Consider the following 25,586-nt stretch of genomic DNA (forward strand, 5'->3'; position numbering starts at 1 on the left):
GCAGGATTTCTCCGCCGTGCCAGTCCCACCGGAAGCGCTGTTTCTCGATCCCGATTTCGAGGGAACGTTGCAGCAGCGCATCCAGCACATGGTTGCAAAAGGAATCTTGTCCGGCCGGCTTTGCCGAGGCGAGAAGCTGCCATCGAGCCGCAGGCTGGCGAGCTATCTCGGCGTCAGCCGCATCACCGTGACGCTCGCCTATGGCGAACTCCTGTCCGACGACTATCTCGTATCGCGCGGACGCTCCGGTTATTTCGTCTCACCGAACGCACCGCTGCGCACGGTCTTCGAACCGACGGCAAGCAGCAATGGCCGCGCCGTTGATTGGAGCCGCGCGATCGGGCAGCACTACTCTGGGCAGATTCTTCCCGAAAAGCCGAGCGACTGGCGCAGCTACGCGTATCCCTTCATCTACGGCCAGGCCGACGAAACCCTCTTCGACCACCGCAACTGGCGGCTCTGCGCTCTGCAAGCGCTCGGCAGGAAGGAAATCCCCTATATCACCGCCGATTATTTCGAGCGCGACGACCCTGAACTGGTGAAGTTCATCGCCCTGCGGACACTGCCGCGGCGAGGCATCCGCGCGCGGCCCGAGGAAATCCTGGTGACGCTCGGCGCCCAGAACGCGCTTTGGCTGACTGCGCAGGTGCTGCTCGGACAGTCCCGTACGGCCGCCATGGAAGATCCCGGCTATCCCGGCCTGCGGGCGATCCTCAACCATACGCATTGCAGGCAGGTTCGCGCGCGCGTCGACGCCGAAGGCATGCGCTTCGAGGAGCTTCCCGAGGGTGTAGACGCGGTTTTCACGACGCCCAGCCACCACTGTCCGACAAATGTCACCATGCCGCTCGAGCGCCGACGTATGCTGCTCGAACACGCCTCCACGCACGATTACATGGTGATCGAGGACGATTACGAGTTCGAAATATCATTCGGCAAGCCGCCGGTTCCGGCATTGAAATCGCTCGATCGCGACGGCCGTGTCATCTATATCGGCTCTTTCTCGAAATCCTTGTTTCCAGGCCTGCGCCTCGGTTACGTGGTAGCCGCAGAGCCGTTCATCCAGGAAGTACGGGCGCTGCGGGCAACCGTGCTGCGCCATCCGCCCGGCCAGATCCAACGCACCGTCGCGAGCTTCCTCTCGCTCGGCCATTACGATGCGATGGTCGCCCGTATGAGCCACGCCTTCGCCCAACGCCGCGAGGTCATGCGAAAAGCGATCGAAGACCACGGGCTGACGTTCGCGCATGGCGAGGCGGCCGGTGGCTCCAGTTTCTGGATGCGCACGCCGTTCGGCGAGGACGCGCGCCTCCTCGCCGAACGGCTTCGGCCGCTGGGCGTGCTGATCGAACCCGGCCATGTCTTCTTCAATAGGGAGGATGCGCCGCGGGACTTCTATCGCCTTGCCTATTCGTCGATCGACGCGTCCAAGATCGCCGAGGGGATCAGGCTGATTGCCAGCCGGGTCTGATCTGGCGATATGGCGCGCGCAGACTGGCCCTACACCCCTCATTGCCCCCATCCCACTATGGTCGCGAGAGCAGCGCGCCGGTATGCGCGCGCGATCCCATGGGAGCCCGACCGAAAATGAAAATGACCACCGAAGAAGCTTTCGTCAAAGTGTTGCAGCGACACGGCATCAGGCATGCTTTCGGCATCATCGGATCGGCTTTCATGCCCATTTCAGACTTGTTCCCCAAGGCCGGCATCACCTTCTGGGACTGCGCGCATGAAGGCTCCGGCGGCATGATGGCCGACGGCTACACCCGCGCCGGCGGCAAGATGTCGATGATGATCGCCCAGAACGGACCCGGCATCACCAACTTCGTCACGGCGGTCAAGACGGCCTACTGGAACCATACGCCGCTTCTGCTCGTCACGCCGCAGGCGGCGAACAAGACGATCGGGCAGGGAGGCTTCCAGGAAGTCGAGCAGATGGCGCTGTTCAAGGATATGGTCGCCTATCAGGAGGAGGTACGCGATGCCTCGCGCATCGCCGAAGTCCTCAACCGCGTTATCCAGCATGCGAAGCGGGCTTCCGCGCCGGCCCAGATCAATGTGCCGCGCGACCTATGGACCCAGGTGGTCGATATCGAGCTGCCGGCGATCGTCGATTTCGAGCGGCCGTCCGGTGAGGCGCAAGCGCTCGAAAAGGCCGCGGCACTTCTTTCCTCTGCCAGGTTTCCGGTCATCCTCAACGGCGCCGGCGTGGTGCTGGCCGGCGCGACCGGCGCCTCCATGGCGCTGGCCGAGCGTCTCGATGCGCCGGTGGCCTGCGGCTACCAGCACAATGACGCCTTCCCGGGTTCGCACCCGCTTTTCGCCGGGCCGCTCGGCTATAACGGCTCGAAGGCAGCCATGCAGCTCATTGCCAAGGCCGATGTCGTGCTGGCGCTTGGCACGCGGCTCAATCCGTTTTCGACGCTCCCCGGATACGGCATCGACTATTGGCCGAAAAACGCGGCGATCATCCAGGTCGACATCAATCCGGACCGCATCGGCCTGACCAAGCCCGTCACCGTCGGCATCGTCGGTGACGCGAAGAAGGTCGCCGAAGGCATATTGGCGCGTTTGTCAGACGCTGCCGGAGATACCGGCCGCGCCGAGCGCAAGGCGACGATCGCCCAGACCAAATCCGCCTGGGCGCAGGAACTCTCTTCGATGGACCACGAGGAGGACGATCAAGGCACCACATGGAACGAACGCGCCCGCAAGGCCAAGCCCGACTGGATGAGCCCGCGCATGGCCTGGCGCGCCATCCAGAAGGCGCTGCCTCGCGACGCGATCATCTCCTCCGATATCGGCAACAATTGCGCGATTGGTAACGCCTATCCTTCGTTCGAAAAGGGACGCAAATATCTTGCGCCGGGCCTCTTCGGCCCGTGCGGCTACGGCCTGCCTTCCATCGTCGGCGCCAAGATCGCGTGCCCGGATACGCCGGTTGTCGGCTTTGCCGGCGACGGCGCCTTCGGCATCGCCTGCACCGAACTCACTGCCATCGGCCGCAAGGAATGGCCGGCAATCACCATGATCGTATTCCGCAACTATCAATGGGGCGCCGAGAAGCGCAATTCGACGCTGTGGTACGCGGACAATTTCGTCGGCACCGAACTCGATACGCAGGTCTCCTATGCCGGTATCGCCAAGGCTTGCGGCCTCGAGGGCGTACAGGCCTTCACCATGGAAGCGTTGACCGCTGCGCTCGACAAGGCAGTCGAAGACCAGATGAAGCATGGAAAGACGACGCTGATCGAGGCCATGATCAATCAAGAACTCGGCGAGCCGTTCCGTCGCGACGCGATGAAGAAGCCAGTGGCGGTGGCCGGGATCGATCCGGCGGACATGCGCGACTGAGGCATTTCGAGGCGATGGCACGCGGCGGACGCTCCAGCGGCATTCTCGTCTTCAACGCCGGATCGTCCTCAATCAAGTTCGCCTTGTTCGACGATGCGTTTCGACGCGGATTGTCCGGATTGGCGGACGCGATCGGCGGTGACGGACGCCTTAATGTAGGTGGAAATGAAAGAGCGGCGCGTTTCGCCCACCATGCCAACGCGCTCGACGCGATCCTAGAGGAACTGGACCATCATGGGATACGCCTCGACACCCTTGCGGGGGTAGCGCATCGCGTCGTTCATGGCGGCCGGGCCCTGACCAAAACATGCCGGCTCACCGCGAAAGCGATCGCCGAGATCGAGGCCTGCGTACCGCTGGCGCCGCTGCATAATCCTCACAATCTGGCGCTCATCCGGGCCGTTTCGGATGCCGCGCCGGACCTGCCGCAATATGCCTCCTTCGACACGGCTTTCCATGCGAGCAATCCGGAAGTGGCGCTGCGCTACGCCATACCGGAGAAAGAGGATGGCAAGGGGATAAGGCGTTATGGATTCCACGGCATTTCCTTCGCCGGCCTGACACGGCAATTGCCCGAAATCACTGGACACCCGCTACCCGCCAGGCTTCTGGCTTTCCATCTCGGCAATGGAGTGAGCCTTTGCGCCATTCGCGACGGCTGTTCCGTGGCGACAACGATGGGCTATTCACCGCTCGACGGGCTCACCATGGGAACACGGGCGGGCAGCATCGACGGTAATGCCGTGCTGCGCCTCGCATCGGATTACGGTATCGAGGAAGCAGCGCGGCTCCTCAACCGAGAAAGCGGATTGCGAGGCCTTGGCGGCCATTCCGACATGCGCGCGCTCCACGCGGCAAAGACGCCCGAAGCCGCCTTCGCCATCCGGCATTTCTGCTATTGGGCGACGCGACACGCCGGCTCGATGATGGCAGCGATGGGCGGTCTCGACGCACTCGCATTCACCGGCGGGATCGGTGAGAATGATGCCGCCATTCGTGCCGCAATCATGGACGGCATGGCATGGACCGGCCTTGTGGCTCGTAGGGCTGGCGATACGGAGGAAGGCCCTCGTCTCCATCAGCCCGATTCCTCCGTCGAGGCATGGATCGTTCCCGCCGACGAGGAAACCACGATTGCGCGCGACGCTGCGGCATTGATTGCCAGCTTGCCTGCAGCAGATCCGGCATAAGATGGCAGCTCTGGACCGAAATGTGCGATATATCGTGCTTGGCCAGACAGCCTGCGGCTATCGTCAGGACCGCGTACTTCTGCCACCAGGCAAAGTCACGCGCCCGGTAGTGGCGATTTTAACTATTTCAGCCAGATAGGTGTCGGAACAAGATTGGTGCGAAATCGTACGCTAACCGTCAGCCACCAATCGGGCGCCGCTCCGTCCCGATACCCGACCGGAATGTCATCCGGCCTCCGCCGGCTCTCGTTTCACCGGGTCTTGGAGGCGGATAGCCTCGGTCCTGACCGGCAGCCGCATATTGTATAGCTGCGCGGTCGCCGGCGCGGCCGCTCGAAAGCTCGTCGGCGACCCATCGAGCCGCACATGGCGAAGCGACGCTTGTTCCGTTCATCGCTACCATCGATCCGCAATGAGAGCCGGCACTCAGGACGCCGCTCAGAACCGCTGACTCATCCGTTGCCAGGGCGGCATCCGGCCCGCAGCGCTCAGGTTCGGATGACCCGGGCAGCCGTGCATTGGGGTTCGGGGATATCGGCCCGGCAGAGGAGTAGTCGGCAATCTTGCCATTGCAATATACCAATCCGGCCGCGACGATCGGCAGTTGACCACAGGCGAAACCGCTCAGCGTGCCGGCGCGTTGGACCATGCAACCAGAACCGTGCACGCCTCTCCCGGTCGCGTTCCCCGGGTCGATGGGCAAGGGACGTCCCTCGTCATCGTACCGACGATAGTCGGGATGGTCGAAATAGGATTGCCGTCCGAACGGCCGGAATCCGGGTAACCGCTCGTCCCGTTCGATCCAGGCTTCAATGGCCTCGTTTGGAGCTAGATCGCCGTTGACAACAGCCACCGTCCATACCCCCGACGGTGCGACCGGCTCGACTTCGGCTTCGCTCGCAGTAGGCACTATGTCGATCTGAAAAAGTCCTCGACTTGTTGGATAGCCTACATAGACATAGGTGAGCGTGGCGATCACATCTCTTCCACCAGACAGGGTGAATTCCGCCGATCTGTCGCTCTCCTTGCCCGACCTGAGCACAGGACTCGTTTGGCCACTAGGGGCAGTTACGCAGACTTCGGCAAGCGGAACGCCTTCCTTTCGGAAAGGCAACCAGAGAAAGAGACTATTCGACGTCCGATCGTCCGGGAGTATGCGCCAGAAGAGCTTTTGGGTATGACCCCCATTGGAAGCGGGCGTCGCTACATTGGAAAACGCCACGCGAGCATGCGTACGGCTCAGATTCCCGTTCCCTGCCGGCAGAACGGCACGAACTATCCGGTCTTTCGATTCTCCGTACAGCTTGAGATCAATGCTTCGCTCGACGAGCCCCGTTCCGTCATGCGGCCCGGCAAAATTGCCATAGCTGAAGTTTATTACGAGGGGTCTGATTACCTTGTCTCTATCTATTACCAATTTCGATTGCTTCATTACGTAGTCCAAGGCGAGCCACAGATAAGGCTCCAGTCCAGAAGGGCTTGTGTCGGCGACGACATAGGTCGGCAGCGAAACGCAAACGATCGGACGCTCGTCATCCTTTTCCCCCGGCTTGTAGCCGGCGGCGATACCCATCACGTGAGTGCCGTGTGAGGTACGCAGAGCGGTCGGCTTGAAAGATCCTGTCCTGAAGTCGAGCATTCCCGCCAGGGAATAAAACTTGTCTTCATCGAGCTGGCCGTCTTCGGTGCACCGAGCCAGCAGCGCTTCGATCTGGCTTCCGTCCAGGAATACACCAAGGTCGATCCCGCCCGTCATCGGATCGGCTCTCACGTCCATAATCCATGCAGACAAAACCCTGGATCGCGTCGGACACTCTTTGCGGAACAACTCATGTGCAAACGCAATGCCATTGTCGATGACCGCCATTGTTACGGCAGAGCCAGACCAGGAAGTGGCTGCGCCCTTCGGCATCTGATAATGCGAGCCGGTTATCTGAGTATGGCGGGAAGTATTTGGTACCGGCGCGCCAAGTACGAGGCGGCGGATCGTGTCGTTTCTTCTGTTCATGTCGGTGATGAACGAACGGCGCACGAAAATCGTGAATGCTGCTCCCTTCCGGCGGCGATCGGCCTCGTCGTAGATCTCTGGCACGATGAGATCGTCCGCATCCTCCCGCGCGTTGGCTAGCTCTTCCAGATCCCTTTCGTCTTCCAACTCGATCAGCGCTGGCCACCAGGTGTTCTCGAATGTCCCTTCCCGAGAGAACCTCTCCATCGCGGATGTCCGGAATTCCGCCTTCGGGTCCATGAATTCGATATCGAGATCGCTCCAGCTGTAGTCCATGCCAATCCCCTTTCGTTCGAGCGCAACCGGGACGTCAGGCCCACTCCTCCTTTGCTCGTTCCCACAGCCATCTCAGAAGGGGGGATCCGGCCGATATCATTGCCGGGTCAGCGGTGATCTGGGTTGCCCAGCGGACAACTTCTTGCTGCGTGTCGTTGCCAACGTCGTAAAGATGATTCCAATAGAAATCCTCATCACCGGAAAATGCCACGCCGTCGAACAACCAGCCGATGAATGGAACCGGAAACGCTCGTGGATCGCCGCAACGCGCATACAGGTACTTGGCAAGGGTAAGCCCGAGAACGCAGCCGGCGATGCTATCGACCGGAAAATGAAGCCCCGCAACGGTCCGATTGATCGCGATCCGGGCGGCCTGCCGCATCAACATCTTGCCGAACTCGATGTCATTGTAAGGGTATTTGCCTATTTCCCGCATCAACAACCACAGCAATCGGGCCATGGTGAAGGACTCCGTCGAATGTCCGCTTGGCAAGGATGCGTGAGGTGGCGTCCAGATCATCGGCTGAATTTGAGCCGAATATTCGAAAGGCCGCTTGCAACGCAGCGCGTATTTGAACCGCATTTCCACGAGGTTGGCCAGCGTCTGCGCAATGGACAGCAGCTCCAGTGTATACGGTGTTCTTGATGGATCCATATACAATATCGACCGAAGAAATTCGGACGGTGTCTTAAGTTGAGAAAGTATCTCCGCTATGCGGTCCTGCCGTAAATCAGAATAATTTGCGACCATGTTAAGCTGCTGTCGAAAAGCAGCTTCGGCAGGTCGCGTCATGTCGACGAGCGGCGCTTTGGCGGCCTCTGCTCTGTTCTCCCTGTGCCAGAGATGCGCCTTGTAGGATCCCGCGTCGTAGTAAAAGCCAAGACATGATGCCAATTCGAAAACGAAAAGGCTTGATCGTATCGTCGGGCCAAGCCCCGCCAGTGCTTCCACATCCTCCGGATTGTTCTCGGCGATTGCGACACCGACCTCTTTCCAGGTTCCGGCGATTCCATCGCGATTGGTGATCAGGCCCTCGACGATAATCGGATCATCTTGCGGTCCGGAACTGGCGAATCCACTAAATCCGGAAAATCCGCTGAAGCCTGAGAACCCGCTGAAGCCGCTCTCGGGCCCACCACCTTCAACTGGCATGACAGGCACCCTCCCATCCGGCCCCGTAATTCCCAGCCTATATCCGGACTATATTCAGCCGGGAACTCCAGCTTGCCGCATCGTATCTGCGAAGTACCGGCCTACATCAAATTGGGCGCTCGGCGACCGCTCCATCCAACTTGTGATCGTCAGATCCGGTTCGAGGTCAAGCAATTGTCGGACCGTCCTTTGCGCGCCGGTGATATCTCCGAGTCGCATTTGGGCGACCGTCTTCACGCGAAGGGTGGAGGTGTGAATGCGGTTGGCGCGCAGCGAATGTTCCGCTAGGTTCAGGGCACGTCGATTGTCACCCGCGGCAATGCAGGCCGATGCGGCCAACGACAGGAAGTAATATCTGTTGGGGTCGCGCGGGGCGAGGTGAAGCGCCCGTTCGGCGTCGCGCACAGCCAGATCGCCATCGCCACGAAAGGCGTTCAGCGTTCCACGCAATAAGCGGGCCGTGGCATCATTTGGGCTGTAATCGAGAGCAGCGTCATAGCGGTCCTCTGCATCGTCCAGCCGATGCAACAGGCTGGTTAGTACGGATCCTTCGGCGATGAGGGCCGGAACATTCGTCGGATCTATATCGAGGGCGCGCTTCGTGTTTTGCAAAGCAATCTGTCCCTCGGCTTTAGGCGAGTCGGTCCAGCCTTGCTGAACACGCAGCACGTGCCATCGCGCCATCCATGCTCTGGGCGATGGAAGATTGGGCGACCGTTCGATCAAAGTTTCGAGAAGGTCTCGAGCGAAATTGAAGTCGCGCGCGGACAGCCGATGCATAAGGGTAACCGCGCCGATCAGAAGCGAATGTCCTTCGAGCGTGGGCATCGGGTTTTCCATGGCTCGACTGACCTCGGCCGCACAGATGGCGCGATGGATGCTATGCGCAAGCTCCAAGGTTGCACTGGCGTCGGCCATCAGGTCGTTGATGTGAGCTTGCAAATGATTGGCCCATATGACCCGGCTCGTAGCGACTTCCGCCAATTCCAGATCCACGACCATATTTTCGTGACCGCTATAGGTCCCCGACAGAACGAAGCCGGCGTTCAACGCGCTGCCTATCTCGGCAAGCGATGCGCGGCGCATCCGAAAGCCGGAGCTGGACAGGCGCGAAATTACATTGACCTCGGCCGATGTGGACAAAGCCACGATAAGGTTCTCGGCCAGCACCTCGCCAAGCGGAAAATTATCGCGGGAACGGTCCCGGGTAATGAGCGGAATGACTGCAATAGTCGGCAACAGGTCCTCGTGCCGTATCACGGGCATTATTCGATTGAACGCCCCAACCGGATGCACTCGATAAGCGTGAATTGGTGCTTCAACATTGCGAAGGTGACATGCGCCGATATCCTCGAATTCGGCGTCGAGTTCGCTGGAAAGCTGATCGCGCAGATCGGCGGTCGCCACAATCTCGCCTGGCTGAGCGACTCCGAGAAGCCGGGCGGCGATATTTACGTGTCGACCATAGATATCGGTATGGCCATGATGAATGATGTCGCCGAAATCGAGTCCAATTCTAACCTGCAAGCGCCGTTCTCGCGCTATACCGAGGTTTTGCGTCTCGATCGCCTTCAAGATGGCGAATGCGGCGAAGACAGCGTTACTCGCTTCGTCGAATTCGACAAGCGCTCCATCTCCGAGCGTCTTTATGAGGCGACCGTTATTTCCAGGGATGATTTTCTGCTGGAGGTTGTCAACAAACCGCAACCAGGTTCGCAGCGTGCCCTCTTCGTCAGCCTCGACAAGACGGACGGAGTCGGCAACGTCGACAAAAAGGACCGCTTCGCTCGCCCTTTCGAACTCGTCAAACGCTGCACGTTGTGGCTTGCCGAACAGAGCTTGGGTCATCTGAAACCCGGTCACGGTTCCCAGCCGCCCCACCAGCCAATACACTACCGAATACCAAGTGTTTTTTCCACTTATTTTTATGAATGAAATATATTCGACAGAAAAGGAGACTTGAATAGAATAAATATGAAATAGTTATATATGTGATCAAAATTACACGTGTACTTCAGCCGTTTTCCGACCAACTGATCTGGAATCGTATCGTGTTTTCATCGCGCCTGGGTTTCTAGGCAGTTTGGACAGATTGGATCAAGGAGAGCAGCGCCGCAATCCTCGATTATCAGCGCCCTCCTCAATGAGTGACTTCAGCGGCGGCGGCAAGCAGGTCGCTCGGGCTGGCGGCGCCGAACATGTTCGCCCCGCCGTTCGCCACCTCGGTGAAGCTCCAGCGAACTACACCATCCCGGTCGAGCAGGAATTGGCCCACAAGCTGCGCCCGGTCGGGCGGCGACACCTCCGTCTCTGCTTCCGTCGTTTCGTAGCCGTCCTTCCGGTTGAGAATCTCGGCCGCAGCGTTCGGGTGCATGGGTTCAGGCAACTCGCCCGGCAAGTCGACCTTGAGCGCCATGGCATCGTCCATGCCCACCCTGTAGGGCCACTCCGTCTGACCCTCGACGAATTGCAGGTTGGGCAGGCCGAAGGCCTGGTGCGAGACCCGCGCTGGATCGGCCGCGGCGAGCATCGTCGGCATCGGGTGGAAGCGGAAATAGAGCCGGGCCCGCGCCACCGGCGTATTGACCACGGCCAGGCTCTGTACGCCTCGTTCGCGCAAGGCAGGTTCGAGACGGGCCAAGGCGGCGATGTGCCGCCGGCAGAACGGACAGTGCAGTCCACGATAGAGCCCGACCAACACCGGACTTCGCCCACGGAAATCGTCGAGAGCGACCTTGCCCTCGCGGGTCACGGCATCGAGAACGACGTTCGGTGGCCGGTCACCTGGCCCCAGCGGTCCTTCACCATTGCTTGCGCGCATGTTCAGCTCCTTTATCGGGTCAGTCGAGAAACGGCAGGACGACGAGTGATTCAGGATCGAGGCGGTGCTTGGCGCATACATCCTGCGCCAGCGCGAAATAGCGTTCCGCTTCGGGCAGACGGTCCATATCAAGGTTCAGCGTCGCCAAGCCATCATAGCATGGATAGAGAAGCTGCGGCTCATCTGATTCGAGCGCGACCTCGAGCGCCTCGCCATAACGCAGCGCCGCCGCCTCGGGGTTGCCATGGCATTGGTGGATCTGTGCGAGCACCGTAAGGGGGACCGCCAGATGTTCGCGCTGGTCGAGCGCGCGGTCGAGTTCTATCGCTTCCTCAGCGGCCGGAATGCCTTCCTGGCCGCAGCGGTCGGTAAAGGTGCAGGAGGCGACGGCGAGATTGGCGAGCAGGCGTGCCTGGAAGCCGAGATCGCCTATGCGGCGCGCGATGTCGAGGCCGCGGCGGCAGAGTTCCATCGCGCGCGCGGGATCTGCCGTCGTGTAAAGAACGCTCAGATTCGTGTAGCCGCGGCATGCCGCAGTCAGCAATCCGTTCTGTTCAGCGACCTCGATGCTTCGCTCGACGTTGCCAAGTGCTTCCTGACTGCGTCCGAGCCGTGCCAGCGCCACCCCCTTGGTGTTGAACGCTTCAGCCTTTGCCCGCGCTGCTTCGATGACAATCTCCGCGCTCGCCTCGGCTCCGATCATATCGACGGAACGGAGTGCCGTGTCGGCAAGCTCCACTGCACGTGAATAGTCGCCGGTCCGGCACGCCAGACGCCCGAGTTCCTGCAGCAGATGGGCGCGTTCGATCGGTGCTTCCGCTTCTTCCAGCAGCGCGCCCGCGTCGCGATAATGCGTTTCGGCTTCGCCCCGCTTGCCAGCATCCCACAGCAGACGGCCGATCTTACGCAGAATGCGCGCGGATCCGGCGTGGTCGTCCGCCGCTCGAAAAGCATCCAGCACCTCACCATAGTGCCTAAAGGCAAGGTCGCGGCTCCCCGCCGGCCCGTACAGGTCGCCGATGCGCTCGCGCAGCACGTTTCGGTCGCTCGCATCGGCGTCTTCTCCGGAAAGGGCATCGAGCGCCTGTTCGTAGTAGCGGATGGCGTCGGCATTGGCGTGAGAGGCCCGCGCGCGGTCCCCCGCTTCCATCAGATAGAAAGCACCTTTCTTCCGCTCAGCGCTCGCGGCGAAATGATAGCCGAGCATAACCAGGTCCTCCAGGCGGGATGGATGGCCGCCGGAAATCCTTTCGAGGGTAGCGGCGACCTTGCCATGCATCTCCGTCCGCTGCCTACGAAGCAGGTTGTTGTAGATGACCTCCCGCAACAGCGATTGAGTGAACCGGCATGACCGCATCTCCAGTTCACTGGCGCCCTGAACGTCCTCGACGATCTCCGCCTCGCACAGGATCTCGATCGCCTCTTCCACCCTGTCGGCGGGGATTCCGGCGGTGGCCGTAAGCAGCCCGACGGGAAATTGCGGGCCGACGATTGCGGCTTCCTGTGCCAGTTGCCGTACCCAGCCGGGCAGCCGGTCGATACGTGACAGGAGCATCGCCTGTATGCTGGCCGGGATATCTGCGGCGTCGCCGTCGCTGACGGTTTTCCATTTGCCGTCGATCCGCTCGATGATCCCCTGTTCGAGGAGAGCGCGTACGATCTCCTCCATGAAAAGCGGGTTGCCGTCGGTCTGCCCCAGAATACGCCGGCAGAGTTTTGGCGAGGTGCGGACCCAGTCCTCGCCGAGCTGGGCCGCCAGCAGCTTCTGCCCATCCTCGGGACTGAGCGAAACCAGGCGCAACGCCGTCCGGCTGATCCGGGCCGTGTCCATCTGGTCGGTCGCAATCGTTGGCCGCAGCGTCAGGAGGACCATTAGCGGCCGCCGATCCAGCCGGTCGATGACGAAGCGAAGCGCCTCCAGCGACGCCTGATCCGCCCAATGCAGGTCTTCCACGATGATGAGCAGGGGCGACAGCGACAGCCGCCTCTCGAACAAGGTCCGCACGGCGAACAATATCTGCCGGCGGAGCTGTTCCGGCTCGAGATGCCGAAAGGCCGCATCGGGGTCTTCTAGACCCAGCACGTGCAGATAGAGCGGCATCAGCCGATCGATCTCGCCGGATGGGAGGCCCAATTCGAGCAGGGACTCGGCGAGTTTCGCCCGCGTTTCCGTCTCCGAGGCCATGTGGCTGATGCCGTAGGCGCTGCGGAGGATGGCAGCAAGGGTGCCATGGGACTGTTCGCCGAGAGGCGAACAGGCAGCGGTACGGATGGCTAGCGAATCGAATCGGCGGTCGTCGCGTATATACGCGATGAATTCGTTGACCAGCCGGGTCTTGCCGACGCCGGCTGCGCCCACGACACGGACGAGTTGGGCGCTGCCTGTGCAGGCGAGGTCAAGGCAGGCGCACAATCGTGCGAGTTCGGCACGGCGGCCGATCAATGGCGAGCCGAGCCCCAGCGCCTCCAGGCCGCGTGCCGGGCGCGGTGCATCGAGCGGTCCGGTCAGGCGATGTACCAGAACGCTTCCTGTCCGCCCTCGCAGCGCCATATCGCCGAGCGATTCATAGGCGAATGCGTGACGTGTCAGCCGATGGGTCAACGGGCCGACGAGGATATCGCCGGGCGCGGCAAGTGATTGCAGCCGCTGCGCGGTGTTCACCGTGTCGCCGGTCACCGAGTAGGAGACGCGACTTCCCGAACCGATTTCCCCCGCGATGACCGGACCTGTATTGATGCCGACATGCAGCTTCAGGCGTGCCCCCGAAGCGTCGGCAAAGGCTCGCCGTACCGCATCGGTGCGCCGTACCATGTCCAACGCAGCCATGAGGGCTCGCTCGGGATCGTCCTCGTGCGCGATCGGCGCGCCGAAAAGCGCCAACATCGCGTCGCCGATGAACTTGTCGACATAACCGCCGAAATGCTCCACCGATGCGGTCATTTCGCTGAAGAAGTCCGACTGCAGCGACCGGACGATCTCGGGGTCGAGAGATTCGCAGACGGCGGTGAATTGGCTGAGGTCGGCGAACAGCACGGTTACCACCCGCCGGTCGCTTTCGGAGTGATTGTCGAAAGTGTTCGTCGTGGCCATCCGTGCTTGCGGGAAACTAGGCGGCAGTACCGAAATCGCGGCCGCGCCCACGGTCTGACCGGAGCCAGACGCAGCACCGTTTAAGTCGGCGCCGCACTTCGGACAGAAGGCGAATTCCGGGGCGCAGGCATAGTCGCAACGGGGACAATGACTGGAGATCCTCCTGCCGCATTTGGGGCAAAAGGCAAATCCACTCTCGATGCCAAATCCACAACCGACGCAGTCCATCGTCCACCCTCGTTGGACAATGTTTCCGCTGCACCTGCGCAACCCAGGCCACGGCCAAGGCAATCCCAGCATGGACCCGATAGGCACTTGCGGCAACTGGAATCAGTTCTGGCGCACCCCTCGAGCGGACACCGCACCGCCTTGTCGCTCCGCGTCGTTCCACGACTTACCGCGGATCGCCCCTTCAAGGTCCATTTCACGCGTCAACGCAGCCACCATGCAGCAGGCGACATGGAAGCCCTCGCGCTTCAATTGCCGTCTCACCTTGCGCGCTACGTACGCCTCCAAATTCTTCTCGAACACTTGCCGCATCTCCACCTTCAGTATTTCATCCCGCTTCGCGCGACCCGACAGCTGCCTGGCAACGTGATCGTATAAAAATGTCGGCTGAATCGGATAACGCGTCTTTCAGAGTGCAACCATGGACATTCACCCTTTCAATATTCATGTCGATGAAAGTTTGCTCGCCGATCTAAGGCGGCGCCTTGACAGCGTTCGTCTGCCGCAATCACTGGATGTCGAAGGGTGGGAAGACGGCACGAGCGTCGCCTTCATGGAGCGCCAGATAAAGTACTGGCGGGAACAATTCGATTGGAGGGCGCAGGAAGCTCGTCTCAATAGACTGCCGCAATTCCGGGCGATGGTCGGCGGATTGTCGATCCACTTCGTTCATCAGCGTGGAAACGGGCCAGAGCCCTTGCCGCTCATCATGACCCATGGTTGGCCGGGCTCCTTCATCGAGATGGAGAAGATCATCCCGCTTCTGGCCGAACCGGGCGCACATGGTGGCGATCCGAACGATGCGTTCCATGTTATCGTGCCATCCTTGCCCGGTTACGGATTCTCGCAGGCGCCTGATCGGCGCGGCTTTTCTTCGTCCCGAGTGGCCGAACTGTGGTTCGAGCTTATGAGCGGCCTTGGTTATACGCGTTTCGGCGCTCAAGGCGGCGATATCGGGGCCGGAGTTTCGACCTGGTTGGCACGTCGCTTTCCAGAGTCCGTCATGGGGTTCCACGTCAACTATATTTCAGGCGGCTATCGGCCGCCGCTCGGCGAAGGGCTGTCGCCCGCCACCGCCGAAGAGCAATCTTTTCTCGATGCAATCGCCGCATGGGCGGCCAATGAAGGTGCTTATGCGCACATGCACGGCACCAAACCGCAGACGCTGGCCTATTCCCTCAACGATTCACCGGCCGGTCTCGCGGCCTGGATCGTCGAGAAATTCCGCGCCTGGAGCGACTGCGACGGAGATGTCGAGCAGGTTGTAAGCCTCGACGAGTTGCTTACCGACATTTCGCTCTACTGGTTCAGCGGTACGGTGGACGCCGCGATTCGTATGTACAAGGAGAACCGTCTCGACCCCCTTCGCTTCAAGCCAGGCGAGCGCGTAGAACCACCTCTTGGCGTTGCTTTGTTCCCGCGTGAATTGCCCATGCCACCGCGATCATGGGTGGAACGCGTCCACAACGTCGCTCGCTGGACAGAAATGCCAAGGGGAGGCCACTTTGCCGCGATGGAGCAGCCTGAATTGCTGGCGGAGGATATCCGGGCGTTTTTCAGGCCCCTGAGACGATAGGCGTGCCTGAGCACGGGCCGCACTTTGTGGCAGAATATCTCAATTGCACGATGCAGGGGCTGCCGTGCCTGGGCTGTTCGCTGATCTCGAGCAGTTGCAGGTCGCCGACGCGTGGTCTCTTCCTGTTCTTGCAGTGGGCAGCGACGTTAACGGCGATCAGCAGCCGATGCCTTGATGAAGTCGATAAATGCCCTGAGCGGTGCCGGCACGAGACGCCGGCCGGGGTAGTAGAGAAACGGCCCGGAAAAGGGCTGCCACCATGGTCCAAGGACAGGTTCAAGCGTCCCATTGTCGAGATGTGGGCGCAGCCAGTCCTCGAACAGGTATACGATGCCGGTTCCTGCGATGGCGGCATCGACGGCGAGATCGGTCGCGCCGCCCGCCCGCACGATCAGCGGTCCGGTCGGATCGACCCGCACCAACTCGCCACGTCGCTCGAACTCCCATGGTGGCGTCGCGCCGCTTGGAAAGCGCCCGCGCAGGCAGGCGTGGGCGAGCAGGTCGCGGGGGTGTTCCGGCCGGCCATGCCGGTCGAGATAGGCCGATGAGGCAGCGCAGGCGAAGCGCTGGGTACGCGGTCCGATCGGTACCGCAATCATGTCCTGTTCCAGCCGTTCGTCATAGCGGATGCCGGCATCGCAGCCGGCCGCAAGCACGTCGACGAAGCTTTCCTCGGTGATTACCTCCAGTCGGATATCGGGATAGGCAGCGAGGAACGGCGGAACGATGTCGGGAAGCACCAGCCGTGCCGCACTGACCGGTACATTGAGCTTGAGGGTGCCGACCGGCCTATCGCGAACGCTGTTCAGCGCATCCAAGGCAGCTTCAACCTCGGTCAACGCCGGACCGAGTCGGTTCAGCAGCCCTCGGCCCGCTTCGGTCGGGGCGACGCTTCGCGTCGTGCGGTTGAGCAGCCTTACCCCCAGTCCCGTCTCGAGACGACGCACCGCCTCGCTCAAGCCAGATGCGCTGCTGCCGCTGGTGCGAGCACCATCGCGAAAGCCTCCGGCACGGGCTACCGTCACGAAGGCGTTCAAATCCCCCAGATCTATCTTCATTGTTCGTTTTTCCGCACGAGCTGTGTGGATTATGCCTGATTATCATTCGCCCATACAGCGCCTATCTGTGTCTCGTCTTGATAAGGAGATCACCATGTCCAGTATTGACCAGTCCGGCGCCTTCATCCTCGGCAATCGATCTGTGAAACGGCTCGGCTACGGCGCCATGCAACTCGCAGGACCCGGCGTGTTCGGTCCGCCCCGGGATCACGACGCGGCATTAGCTGTATTGCGCGAGGCCGTGGCGTCGGGCGTGAACCATATCGACACCAGCGATTTCTATGGACCGCACATCACCAACCGACTGATCCGGGAGGCGCTCGCGCCCTATCCGCAGGATCTCTTCATCGTCACCAAGATCGGCGCCCGGCGCGGCGGGGACGGGGCATGGCTACCGGCTTTCTCGCCCGAAGAACTGACTCGGGCCGTCCACGACAATCTGCGCAATCTCGGACTGGATGTACTCGACGTGGTCAATCTGCGTATCATGTTCGATGCGCATGGTCCGGCCGAAGGATCGATCGAGGCGCCGCTCACCGTCCTGGCCGACCTTCAGCGGCAGGGGTTGGTGCGTCATATCGGGCTGAGCAACGTCACACCCGCTCAGGTCGCGGAAGGACGCAAGATCGCCGATATCGTTTGCGTGCAGAACCAGTACAATGTTGCGCACCGTACCGACGACCCTCTGATCGGCGATCTTGCCCGCGAAGGCATCGCCTATGTGCCGTTCTTTCCGCTCGGCGGGTTCAGTCCGCTGCAATCGTCGGCCTTGTCCGATGTCGCAGATCGTCTCGACGCCACGCCAATGCAGGTCGCGCTCGCCTGGCTGCTTCGCCGTTCACCCAACATCCTTTTGATCCCCGGCACGTCCTCCGTCGCTCACTTGCGGGAAAATCTTGCCGCGGCGGAGTTGGATTTGCCGGATGTTGCGCTGGCGGAGCTGGACGATGTGGCCGCCATGGATACCGCCGCCTGAAGGCGACCGATTTTCGCGTCTTCGGTCCAGTATGAGCCACCGGCCGCGGAATGTCGCCCGTGGCGCCCTGCCTGGCAGGCACGGGAACAGTTTTCACTGATCCTGCCGTCGATGACGGTTGCCTGGTTCCGGATGCGCTCGGTGTTCGGGTTATGTCAGCCGAACGGACATGCCACCATCCACGATCATCGGGCTTCCCGTCATGAAGCTCGACCGGTCGGACAGGAGGAAAACGGCCGCCTGTGCTATCTCTTTCGCGCTTGCCATCCGCTTCATCGGATGCAGGTTCGCGATGAATTCCAGCACATCCGGATTCCCTTCGCCTCCCGCAGGTGTGACAGTGCCTCCCGGCAGCAGTGCATTGATGCGGACGCCTTCGGCAGCATGGTCGGATGCCAGTGACTGCACCAGCCCGATCAATCCGGCCTTCGATGCCGCATACGCCCCCATACCCGGCATGCCGCCATTGCTGAAGCCGACGAAGGACGAGGTGAAGACGATCGAGCCGCCTCCCTGCTTTGTCATGGCAGGTATCTGGGCCTTGGCGGCAAGGAAGGCTGCCGTCAGGTTGACCGAGATGACATCGTTCCAATTGGCAAGTCCCATATCGGGGATCGGACCCATCTCCCCGACGATGCCGGCATTGTTGAAGGCACCATGCAGCCCGCCGAACTCCTTTGTGGCGAGATCGACCAGAGCATCGGCATAGCCCTTGTCCTTAACGTCGCCGGACAGATAAACCGCCCTGCCGTTGCCGCGGTTGATCGATCCCGCGAAGGCTTCCAACTCGACCGACCGGCGTGCGCCAAGAACCACATTGGCGCCCTCCGCCGCGAACAGCAAAGCGGCCGCCGCGCCGATTCCGCTACTCGCTCCGGTAATGATGATCGACCTGTTTTCCAGATCCATGAACTGCTTCTCCTGAGTGTTACGCTATGGATGACTAGCGGCAGGAGTAATGGCGCGGCCACCCGATTTCCGTCTGCAACGGGTAGTGGGATTGGGCGGCAACTCACATGTGGGTTCGCAGGTGGTGTTTCGTGCATCCCGTATCGGCGTTAGCCTTGATCAGGGTCAAGCGTATCTCGCCGGGTCGCCATCGTAGGCGGCTGGAACCGCACCAAGCCGGTTACGACTATGATGCATTGATTGCAGCCAGTGCTTCGGGCAGGCAGATGACGATATGCCGATGCGCGCTTAGCACGATGCTATCCTTTTCCCAGGCGCTGAGCGTCCGGCTGACCGTATGGAGCGTTGTTCCGGCCAGTTCGGCGATGTCCTGGCGGGAAAGAGGAAAGCAGATTTCGGTTCCTTGCGCCGTTCGGCGCCCTGCCTGGCGCGCCAGCCTCAGCAAGGCATGAGCAATCCTGCGCTCGACGGTCTCGGTGGACAGTTCGCGCAATCGGATCTGTGTTTCCTGATAGCGCGCGCCCAGCACCGCCACGGCGTTCATCGCGATCTGCGGATGCCTGTTCATCAATTGCTTCATGGCGCCCGCAGGCCAGACAAACAGGTGAGTATCCTCTACGGCCACCACTGTCCCGGGATAATCCGGAATTCCCGCAAGCGCCGCATAGCCTGCAAGTTCGCCGGGTCCGAGATAGCGCAATGCGATCTGGTTGCCTTCCTCGGTGGTCTGCGTCGCTCGCAGGCGGCCGACCACCACCACATAGAAATTCAGGGCGGCGTCGCCTTGCTGATAGAGTGTTTCCTTCCTCGCCAAACGCTTACGGGAAGCCGCCTGGCACACCTCGTCGAGGGCCTCGCTCGGCAGGGAGCGGAATATCTCGGTGCCGGCAAGAATGCCGATGTCCGTCTTGATGCCCGTCATTTCCTGCGCTTCAGGTTTCTGGCTGCCCGATGGGCGGACGATATGCTTATAATGGGGAAATCGTTTAGGGTACTCCCTTGCCCATGCTGACCATCGACAAGACGAATCTGACGCGCCATCACCCTCCACGGACGTTGTCCGACCGTGTCGCCTTACGCGTCGTGAGGATGCTGCGCTTCGTCGCCGATGGATTGTTTGGCCGACGCTACCGCCACCGCACGATTGTGCTTGAGACCATCGCTGCCGTTCCGGGCATGGTGGCAGCGACGCTGCTCCATCTCAAATGCCTGCGCCTGATGATCGACGATCGCGGCTGGATCCGCACGCTGCTGAATGAGGCCGAGACACAGCGAGCCCACCTCATGGTCTTCGTCGCCATCGACCGCCCAAGCCTGTTCGAGCGTCTTTCCGTCCTGCTCGCGCAAGGTTTCTTCTACAATGCGCATTTCCTGATTTACCTGTTCTCGCCGCGAACGGCCCACCGGATCGTCGGCTATTTCGCCGAAGACGCCGTGCGCGGCTATGGCCAATATCTGGAGGAAATCCGAGACGGAAGGCAGGAGAATCCGCCGGCACCGGCCTTCGCGGTCGCTTACTGGAACCTCTCGCCCGACGCGCGGCTCGCCGACGTCATCCGCGCGATGCAGGACGACGAGGCCATTCACCGGGACATCAACCACAGTTTCGCCGACGCGCTGGAAAGCGGACGCGATCTTCCGGGGCCACCGCAGATCATTCCTTGAGCGGTCTCCGGCCGATGAATGCGGCAGCGCGCCGCACCCTGCGGAAAGCGCCGTTTTTTGCTCCGCAACAAAGAATCCCAAGCAAGGGGGAATAGGCTCCGTCCAACAACAACGAAAGCCACTAAGGAGAGTGGAAATGTTGACGAGACGCGAAGCCCTCTTTGGAACGGCCGCAAGCGCGACCACGGCGGCAATCCTTGCGACGATGCCCGCGGCGCGGGCGGCGGCCGGGCCCCAGTCTGCCGATATAAGCAGGCTGCCGCGCGAACGGGTCGAGCTTGTCGCTCCGCCCTTCGTACATGCCCACGATCAGGTCGTCCGGGGCGGCCCGAAGATTGTCGAGTTCCGCCTGACCGTGAAGGAACAGCCGATGGTCATCGACGACGAAGGCACCGTCATGCAGGCCATGACCTTCAACGGCTCCATTCCCGCGCCGATGATGGTGGTCCACGAAGGCGACTATGTCGAGTTGACGCTTGTCAATCCCGAGACCAACGAAATGCCGCACAATGTCGACTTCCATGCCGCCACGGGAGCGCTCGGCGGCGCACAACTCCTGGAAGTCAATCCCGGAGAGCAGGCAACGATGCGCTTCAAGGCGACGCGCGCTGGTGTATTCGTCTACCACTGCGCGCCGGCCGGCATGATCCCCTGGCATGTCGTCTCGGGCATGAACGGCGCCATCCTGGTACTCCCCCGCGACGGACTGAAGGATGGCGACGGCCGCAGACTGAAGTACGACCGCATCTTCTATATCGGCGAAAGCGACTTCTACATCCCGCGCGATGCGAACGGCAAATACAAGAGCTATGAATCCCTCGGCGATGCCTATGACGATACGCTGAAGGTGATGCGCGGCCTTATCCCGACACATGTCGTCTTCAATGGCAAGGTCGGCGCGCTGACCGGAGACAACGCCCTCAAGGCCAAGGTCGGGGAGACCGTACTCATCATCCACTCGCAGGCCAACCGCGATACACGCCCGCACATCATCGGCGGCCATGGCGACCATGTCTGGGAACAGGGCAAGTTCGCCAACCCGCCGGAAAAGGATCTGGAGACGTGGTTCGTGCGCGGCGGATCGGCTTGCGCGGCGCTCTACACGTTCCGCCAGCCCGGCATCTACGCCTACGTCAATCATAATCTGATCGAGGCGGCCGAGCTCGGGGCCACCGCCCACATCACGGTGGACGGAGAGTGGAACGACGATCTGATGACGCAGGTGCGGGCACCCGCCCCGATCGCCTCCTACTGACGGGCAGGCGCGTTCGAACCGGCGGCCCGTCGAGACACGGCGAGCCGCCTTTTTCTTGAGGACAAAGACCATGCGTTTGATGGTTCCCGCGGCCCTTGCGGCTGCGACGGCATTGGTGCTCGCTTCCGGGCCCACCCTGCGGCCTATGTCTGCCAAGACAGCTGCGTCCTTCGACACCGTCACGATAGCACCCGGCGCCTTCGAGTTCCGCCTTTCCGGCGAATATCTGAAGGCCGGGCGACCTGTCGATGCACCGAAGCGTACCGTCTCCTTCCGGCTCGGCTTCGACATCATGAAGGTGGAGGTCAGCGCAGCCGACTATGCAGCCTGTGTCGCCGATGGCGCCTGCGAAGCGGCCGAAGGCGGCAATTCTTCTGCCATCTACCCGGTGACCGGCGTCAGCTATCGCGACGCCACTGCCTATGCGGCCTGGCTGTCGGGGAAAACAGGAGAGACATGGCGCCTGCCTACCGACGAGGAATGGGCGTTCGCCGCCGCCGAGCGCCGCAGCGACGACGCGCTTGGCGTATCGCAGGATTCGGCCAATCCGGCCGAAAGGTGGCTCGCCCGTTATCGCACCGAGGCGAGCGCCGGCAAGCGCGACACCGAGCCGAAGCCGCTCGGCCATTTCGGGATGAATCGCAAGGGGGTGGCGGATATTGCCGGCAATGTCTGGGAATGGACTTCTACGTGCTACGTGCGCGCGACAGTGTCCACAAACGGGAAGGTTGTGCACAGCACCGATAACTGCGGCGTGCGCGTGGTCGCCGGAAGCCACCGTGGCTACATGTCGACCTTCATTCGAGATGGCAGGAGTGGCGGCTGCGCCGCCGGCCTCGCGCCCGACAATCTCGGCTTCCGACTGGTCCGCCAGGCTCCTTCGGCCATCAGCTATGTGCGCGGGCTATGGGCAAGGGCTGTCGGCTAGACAGGGGGGCGGAAGCCGTCCACGCGGCGATCCTCTCCTACTATTCCTTGCAAAAAACAAGGCGGGCGCGAAGCCTTTGCCCCGCGCCCGCCCGTCCACGCTCTTCCTGGGCGTCAATTGCCGGTCGGCACTTCCGCGAACAGCGCCTGGAACTTCTTCTTAGCCTTGCCCAGTTGCTTAACGGCTTCGGCCTGTTCGAGATTGACGGGCTTGCCGACGACAACCAGCGCTACCATACCCATTCCGTAATGGGGCACGCACTTGACGCCGTACACCCCTTCCTTGTCGAGCGTGACGGTGATGGGCTTGCCGATCTCGCCCTTGAAGGGCTGGGCACCTTCCGGGATCATTCCGTCGATGCTGGCCGCATCATGGCCCTTGTCGGTCGGTACGAAGGTGACAGTGTCGCCGGGTGCCGCGACGACGAGGTCTGGCTGGAACACCATCGTCCCCTTGTCGCCCTTGTTGAGCATCTGCACCTGATGGTCGGCCGCTTCGGCGGCACCTGCCGCCATCAATACCGAAAGAGCGGCTGCGATTGCTATTCTGTACTTCATGATGGTTGCCTTTCCAGTTCTTCTCACGACGAAAGGCGTCGCCGCCCCTGCCGTTGGTCGTCTCCTAGGACGGGCGCCTCGGCAAAACTTTGCTGCAACGCAAAATCGGTGCAGATTGAGAAGATCGTGCCGGTCCGTGGAACCTTGTTGTTGCTTCTGCCGCTTGCCGTCCGTTGCGGGGCGGACCTGATCCGTCATCGACCGCTGTTGACAGTCCGTCGCGGGGCGCGGCCTTGATCGGCAGCGCCGTCGTTCCGACATCCGGCTTTCTTGGAAACGGAGAAGATGACGATGAGCGATCCAGTGGCAAAGGGCACGCGGCTGTTTGTGCCGGCGCTCTCTGGCCTTTATTCCGGCCTGCACAATTTTGCCGAGACGGTCCTGCGCGTGATAGCCGGCGCGGCATTGGTGACTCACGGCCTGGGTAAAATTGGCGACCCATTCGGATCGGCAGGTATGGTCGAAAGCCTCGGCTTCTATCCTGGCGCTTTTTGGTCGTTGATGCTGTCGTTGACTGAATTCGTCGGCGGAATCTTCATTGCAATCGGCTTCTTGACACGCCCCGCTTCATTGGCGGCGACATTCGTGCTGCTTGTGACCGTCTGGTTTCACTGGATCACCGCTGGGCAGGGCTATTCCGGTGCAGAAAAGTCGATCCTGTGGGCAGCGATCTTTTTCTTCTTCGCTATCCGTGGCGGGAACAGCCATTCGGTCGACGCGAAAATCGGCCGAGCTTTCTGACGTGGTGAACGCAAAGTCATAGGAAATTTATGCTGACCGGCGCGGGGCGGGGGGCTTGGGGCTATCGCGCCGGTCAGCGCGGTCCCATGTCGGGTCCGTCGAAAAGTCTGGCATAGCTGGCCGAGCGTGGAAACTTGGCCTTTCGGTCATAGCTGAAATGCACCTAGCGACCTTTCGAGGTCCTCGTGCAAGGATTCCAGTCGATGCGTGTCCAGTAGCCAATAGACGAGGTGGCAATATCGGGTCCCGGAAAGCCGATCCACCAGCGCGAGACGGTATTGTTCCAGGGCGTCTATCTCGCTGCGGGCCGACTTTTGCCTATCTGCGTCTTCCGGGGTCGTGAGGGCCCATTTTGCCGCAAAGCAGGCTCTCGCACAGGCGCGGAAGCCTTCAGCATACCATAGCTGAAGATCGTAGGTCTCCCGAAGCTCTTCTGCTGCGGCGGTTTGCTCCGCAGCCGTCGCCCCGGCAATCTCTTCCGACATTTCGCGCGCCAGGGCGACGGCTTCGTCCTTCTCGGCAAAGATCTCGTGGAGCTTTTCGGGCGTCAAATCCAGCGCCCCAGCCATTTCAGGCGCCCAATCTGCGATTCCATGCACCTCGACAAGCATCATGTACGCTTTCTTGAGCGTATCCGGGAACATGCAATCTTCATGGAAGACATGGCGCAGGACGAAGACGGCCTTGCTCATCATCTCCCAAGAGCGATTCAGAGCACGTGCCAGAGCCGCCTTGGTTCGCGGCGCTCCGTCCAGGGAGAAAGGACCAATCTCCACCCCGCCGCCAAGCGCGGTCGCGAACGAGTGGCCAAGAAATTGGCCGACTACGTCTGAGACATCGATATCCGAGCCGGAGGCGAGCTTGGTGAAGCCCATCAGATTGGGCAGATTGAGCGTATCGAGGACCTGATTGTCGGAGATCACTTCCCAGTCGGTGCGGGCCATCACGCCGATGGCGCCTTGCTTGCGGGCGTAGGCGAACCGCTCGCGCATGTCGTCGAGCACGATCGCAGGGAACACGCCCAGCCCGAAGAACTGGCCCCAGGTGTCGAATTCGATCCACTGCGGGTTTCGGCCTACGTGGCCGATGCGGGCATTGTTGGGGAAAGTCGGGTAATAATCGTGCGGCGTGTTCTTCAGCGAGATGACAATCTGGTCTGACACACGCGAAACCGCATCGAGGACGACGCTCTGCTCGGCTTGCGTATAGGTGAAATCCCTTACGGCGAGTACCTTTCCGGCTCGTGCCAGAGGACGGTACATTGCTCCTATGAGCGCTTCGTACCAGTCGGCAGCCGACAGGCCCGGCTTCGTCGAGGTCTGTGTCGTGCTGATCGAGACCCGGCTTTCGCGAGTGCCGGGGCTCACGATGATACCGTCGATTTCAGGCACCGCCTCGACGACTTCACTTACCTTTGCCTCGAGAAATTCCCACCAGAAGGGGGTCGCCGTATCGATGCCGCCATTCACCCAGAGTTCGGGGCGCTGCGCAAGAAGCGAATCGTGGAATGAGATCTCCTTTACCTCGGCAAAGAACCGGATTCCGCGATCGTGCGCATAGCGGGCCACGCTGCGAATGTATTGACGGTTGTTGTCGATGTTGTGGTAGCGCACCGGCCATCGGCGCCACACGTCGTCCACGCTGAAATAGCGCTCCGGCAGGGCAAGCAGGTCGAGCAGGTCGTTCTTGTGAAAGACCAGCGCATTCAGACCGTTGGCGGCGGCAAAATCCAGGGCCGCCTTGACCCACCGCCAACTCCACATACGGTCACCGTGAAACTCAAGGGCGCGGACGTCCATT

At 61.3% G+C, this 25,586-nt stretch carries 20 protein-coding genes and 2 pseudogenes; 10 read left to right on the forward strand and 12 right to left on the reverse strand.

Going from position 1 to position 25,586, the window contains the following annotated elements; all coding sequences use genetic code 11:
• Positions 1–16: 16 nt before the first annotated feature.
• From pdxR to RBH77_RS06580, 3 genes are all read left to right on the forward strand, one after another.
• On the forward strand, positions 17–1,471 hold the full coding sequence (gene pdxR, locus RBH77_RS06570) for a MocR-like pyridoxine biosynthesis transcription factor PdxR (protein WP_311031327.1): 1,455 nt from the start codon (positions 17–19) through the stop codon (positions 1,469–1,471).
• A gap of 116 nt (positions 1,472–1,587) precedes the next feature.
• A complete protein-coding gene (gene xsc, locus RBH77_RS06575) occupies positions 1,588–3,354 on the forward strand; it encodes a sulfoacetaldehyde acetyltransferase (RefSeq protein ID WP_311031328.1) in 1,767 nt (588 codons plus the stop codon).
• 14 nt (positions 3,355–3,368) lie between these two features.
• Positions 3,369–4,544, forward strand: coding sequence for an acetate/propionate family kinase (locus RBH77_RS06580; RefSeq protein WP_311031329.1), 1,176 nt, complete (start codon positions 3,369–3,371; stop codon positions 4,542–4,544).
• A gap of 178 nt (positions 4,545–4,722) precedes the next feature.
• Here RBH77_RS06580 and RBH77_RS06585 read toward each other — a convergent pair whose 3' ends face one another.
• The 7 genes and pseudogenes from RBH77_RS06585 to RBH77_RS06615 form a co-directional block, all read right to left on the reverse strand.
• Positions 4,723–6,828: a S8 family serine peptidase gene (locus RBH77_RS06585; protein WP_311031330.1), complete on the reverse strand. Its 2,106-nt coding sequence runs from the start codon at positions 6,826–6,828 to the stop codon at positions 4,723–4,725.
• A 34-nt stretch (positions 6,829–6,862) separates the two neighbouring features.
• Positions 6,863–7,981 (reverse strand): phosphatase PAP2 family protein, encoded by a 1,119-nt coding sequence (locus RBH77_RS06590; RefSeq protein ID WP_311031331.1) that lies wholly within the window; start codon positions 7,979–7,981, stop codon positions 6,863–6,865.
• A gap of 54 nt (positions 7,982–8,035) precedes the next feature.
• Positions 8,036–9,220 (reverse strand): tetratricopeptide repeat protein, encoded by a 1,185-nt coding sequence (locus tag RBH77_RS06595; RefSeq protein WP_311031332.1) that lies wholly within the window; start codon positions 9,218–9,220, stop codon positions 8,036–8,038.
• A 144-nt stretch (positions 9,221–9,364) separates the two neighbouring features.
• A pseudogene (locus RBH77_RS23985) lies at positions 9,365–9,829 on the reverse strand (adenylate/guanylate cyclase domain-containing protein); the annotation flags it as partial.
• 292 nt (positions 9,830–10,121) lie between these two features.
• Positions 10,122–10,802: a peroxiredoxin-like family protein gene (locus RBH77_RS06605; protein ID WP_311031334.1), complete on the reverse strand. Its 681-nt coding sequence runs from the start codon at positions 10,800–10,802 to the stop codon at positions 10,122–10,124.
• Positions 10,803–10,821: 19 nt separating this feature from the next.
• Positions 10,822–14,121, reverse strand: a complete 3,300-nt coding sequence (locus RBH77_RS06610; protein ID WP_311031335.1) for an adenylate/guanylate cyclase domain-containing protein — start codon at positions 14,119–14,121, stop codon at positions 10,822–10,824.
• A gap of 102 nt (positions 14,122–14,223) precedes the next feature.
• On the reverse strand, positions 14,224–14,424 hold the full coding sequence (locus RBH77_RS06615; protein WP_311031336.1) for an IS3 family transposase: 201 nt from the start codon (positions 14,422–14,424) through the stop codon (positions 14,224–14,226).
• Positions 14,425–14,542: 118 nt separating this feature from the next.
• On the opposite strand from RBH77_RS06615, the pseudogene RBH77_RS06620 reads away from it, so the two are divergent.
• A pseudogene (locus tag RBH77_RS06620) lies at positions 14,543–14,806 on the forward strand (epoxide hydrolase N-terminal domain-containing protein); the annotation flags it as partial.
• Between the two features lie 57 nt (positions 14,807–14,863).
• Positions 14,864–15,697: an alpha/beta fold hydrolase gene (locus RBH77_RS06625; RefSeq protein WP_311032446.1), complete on the forward strand. Its 834-nt coding sequence runs from the start codon at positions 14,864–14,866 to the stop codon at positions 15,695–15,697.
• Positions 15,698–15,843: 146 nt separating this feature from the next.
• Here RBH77_RS06625 and RBH77_RS06630 read toward each other — a convergent pair whose 3' ends face one another.
• Positions 15,844–16,755, reverse strand: a complete 912-nt coding sequence (locus RBH77_RS06630) for a LysR family transcriptional regulator (RefSeq protein WP_311031337.1) — start codon at positions 16,753–16,755, stop codon at positions 15,844–15,846.
• Positions 16,756–16,849: 94 nt separating this feature from the next.
• Here RBH77_RS06630 and RBH77_RS06635 point away from each other — a divergent pair, with 94 nt between their 5' ends.
• A complete protein-coding gene (locus tag RBH77_RS06635) occupies positions 16,850–17,731 on the forward strand; it encodes an aldo/keto reductase family oxidoreductase (RefSeq protein WP_311031338.1) in 882 nt (293 codons plus the stop codon).
• A gap of 150 nt (positions 17,732–17,881) precedes the next feature.
• Here RBH77_RS06635 and RBH77_RS06640 read toward each other — a convergent pair whose 3' ends face one another.
• Together RBH77_RS06640 and RBH77_RS06645 are read right to left on the reverse strand one after the other, a co-directional pair.
• Positions 17,882–18,640, reverse strand: a complete 759-nt coding sequence (locus tag RBH77_RS06640; RefSeq protein WP_311031339.1) for an SDR family oxidoreductase — start codon at positions 18,638–18,640, stop codon at positions 17,882–17,884.
• Between the two features lie 226 nt (positions 18,641–18,866).
• Positions 18,867–19,691 carry a Crp/Fnr family transcriptional regulator gene (locus RBH77_RS06645; protein WP_311031340.1) on the reverse strand — a complete coding sequence of 275 codons (825 nt, stop codon included), beginning with the start codon at positions 19,689–19,691 and terminating at the stop codon, positions 18,867–18,869.
• Positions 19,692–19,729: 38 nt separating this feature from the next.
• Between RBH77_RS06645 and RBH77_RS06650 the strand changes: the two genes are divergently transcribed.
• From RBH77_RS06650 to RBH77_RS06660, 3 genes are all read left to right on the forward strand, one after another.
• Positions 19,730–20,305 (forward strand): alternative oxidase, encoded by a 576-nt coding sequence (locus RBH77_RS06650; protein WP_311031341.1) that lies wholly within the window; start codon positions 19,730–19,732, stop codon positions 20,303–20,305.
• Positions 20,306–20,441: 136 nt separating this feature from the next.
• On the forward strand, positions 20,442–21,560 hold the full coding sequence (nirK, locus tag RBH77_RS06655; RefSeq protein ID WP_311031342.1) for a copper-containing nitrite reductase: 1,119 nt from the start codon (positions 20,442–20,444) through the stop codon (positions 21,558–21,560).
• A 70-nt stretch (positions 21,561–21,630) separates the two neighbouring features.
• Positions 21,631–22,488, forward strand: a complete 858-nt coding sequence (locus RBH77_RS06660) for an SUMF1/EgtB/PvdO family nonheme iron enzyme (RefSeq protein WP_311031343.1) — start codon at positions 21,631–21,633, stop codon at positions 22,486–22,488.
• Positions 22,489–22,601: 113 nt separating this feature from the next.
• Here the strand turns inward: RBH77_RS06660 and RBH77_RS06665 are convergent, their stop codons facing one another.
• Positions 22,602–23,045, reverse strand: coding sequence for a pseudoazurin (locus tag RBH77_RS06665; RefSeq protein ID WP_311031344.1), 444 nt, complete (start codon positions 23,043–23,045; stop codon positions 22,602–22,604).
• A 291-nt stretch (positions 23,046–23,336) separates the two neighbouring features.
• On the opposite strand from RBH77_RS06665, the gene RBH77_RS06670 reads away from it, so the two are divergent.
• Positions 23,337–23,786 (forward strand): DoxX family protein, encoded by a 450-nt coding sequence (locus tag RBH77_RS06670; protein WP_311032447.1) that lies wholly within the window; start codon positions 23,337–23,339, stop codon positions 23,784–23,786.
• 146 nt (positions 23,787–23,932) lie between these two features.
• Here the strand turns inward: RBH77_RS06670 and RBH77_RS06675 are convergent, their stop codons facing one another.
• Positions 23,933–25,585 carry a hypothetical protein gene (locus RBH77_RS06675; protein ID WP_311031345.1) on the reverse strand — a complete coding sequence of 551 codons (1,653 nt, stop codon included), beginning with the start codon at positions 25,583–25,585 and terminating at the stop codon, positions 23,933–23,935.
• Position 25,586 lies beyond the last annotated feature (1 nt).

This window comes from Mesorhizobium koreense, assembly GCF_031656215.1.
GTDB lineage: Bacteria > Pseudomonadota > Alphaproteobacteria > Rhizobiales > Rhizobiaceae > Mesorhizobium_L > Mesorhizobium_L koreense.

Coding starts and splice junctions, on each gene's coding strand:
- xsc (WP_311031328.1), top strand. CDS start 1,588: ATGAAAATGACCACCGAAGAAGCTTTCGTCAAAGTGTTGCAGCGACAC.
- RBH77_RS06580 (WP_311031329.1), top strand. CDS start 3,369: ATGGCACGCGGCGGACGCTCCAGCGGCATTCTCGTCTTCAACGCCGGA.
- RBH77_RS06585 (WP_311031330.1), bottom strand. CDS start 6,828: ATGGACTACAGCTGGAGCGATCTCGATATCGAATTCATGGACCCGAAG.
- RBH77_RS06590 (WP_311031331.1), bottom strand. CDS start 7,981: ATGCCAGTTGAAGGTGGTGGGCCCGAGAGCGGCTTCAGCGGGTTCTCA.
- RBH77_RS06605 (WP_311031334.1), bottom strand. CDS start 10,802: ATGCGCGCAAGCAATGGTGAAGGACCGCTGGGGCCAGGTGACCGGCCA.
- RBH77_RS06610 (WP_311031335.1), bottom strand. CDS start 14,121: ATGGACTGCGTCGGTTGTGGATTTGGCATCGAGAGTGGATTTGCCTTT.
- RBH77_RS06625 (WP_311032446.1), top strand. CDS start 14,864: ATGGAGAAGATCATCCCGCTTCTGGCCGAACCGGGCGCACATGGTGGC.
- RBH77_RS06630 (WP_311031337.1), bottom strand. CDS start 16,755: ATGAAGATAGATCTGGGGGATTTGAACGCCTTCGTGACGGTAGCCCGT.
- RBH77_RS06635 (WP_311031338.1), top strand. CDS start 16,850: ATGTCCAGTATTGACCAGTCCGGCGCCTTCATCCTCGGCAATCGATCT.
- RBH77_RS06640 (WP_311031339.1), bottom strand. CDS start 18,640: ATGGATCTGGAAAACAGGTCGATCATCATTACCGGAGCGAGTAGCGGA.
- RBH77_RS06650 (WP_311031341.1), top strand. CDS start 19,730: ATGCTGCGCTTCGTCGCCGATGGATTGTTTGGCCGACGCTACCGCCAC.
- nirK (WP_311031342.1), top strand. CDS start 20,442: ATGTTGACGAGACGCGAAGCCCTCTTTGGAACGGCCGCAAGCGCGACC.
- RBH77_RS06660 (WP_311031343.1), top strand. CDS start 21,631: ATGCGTTTGATGGTTCCCGCGGCCCTTGCGGCTGCGACGGCATTGGTG.
- RBH77_RS06665 (WP_311031344.1), bottom strand. CDS start 23,045: ATGAAGTACAGAATAGCAATCGCAGCCGCTCTTTCGGTATTGATGGCG.
- RBH77_RS06670 (WP_311032447.1), top strand. CDS start 23,337: ATGAGCGATCCAGTGGCAAAGGGCACGCGGCTGTTTGTGCCGGCGCTC.
- RBH77_RS06675 (WP_311031345.1), bottom strand. CDS start 25,585: ATGGACGTCCGCGCCCTTGAGTTTCACGGTGACCGTATGTGGAGTTGG.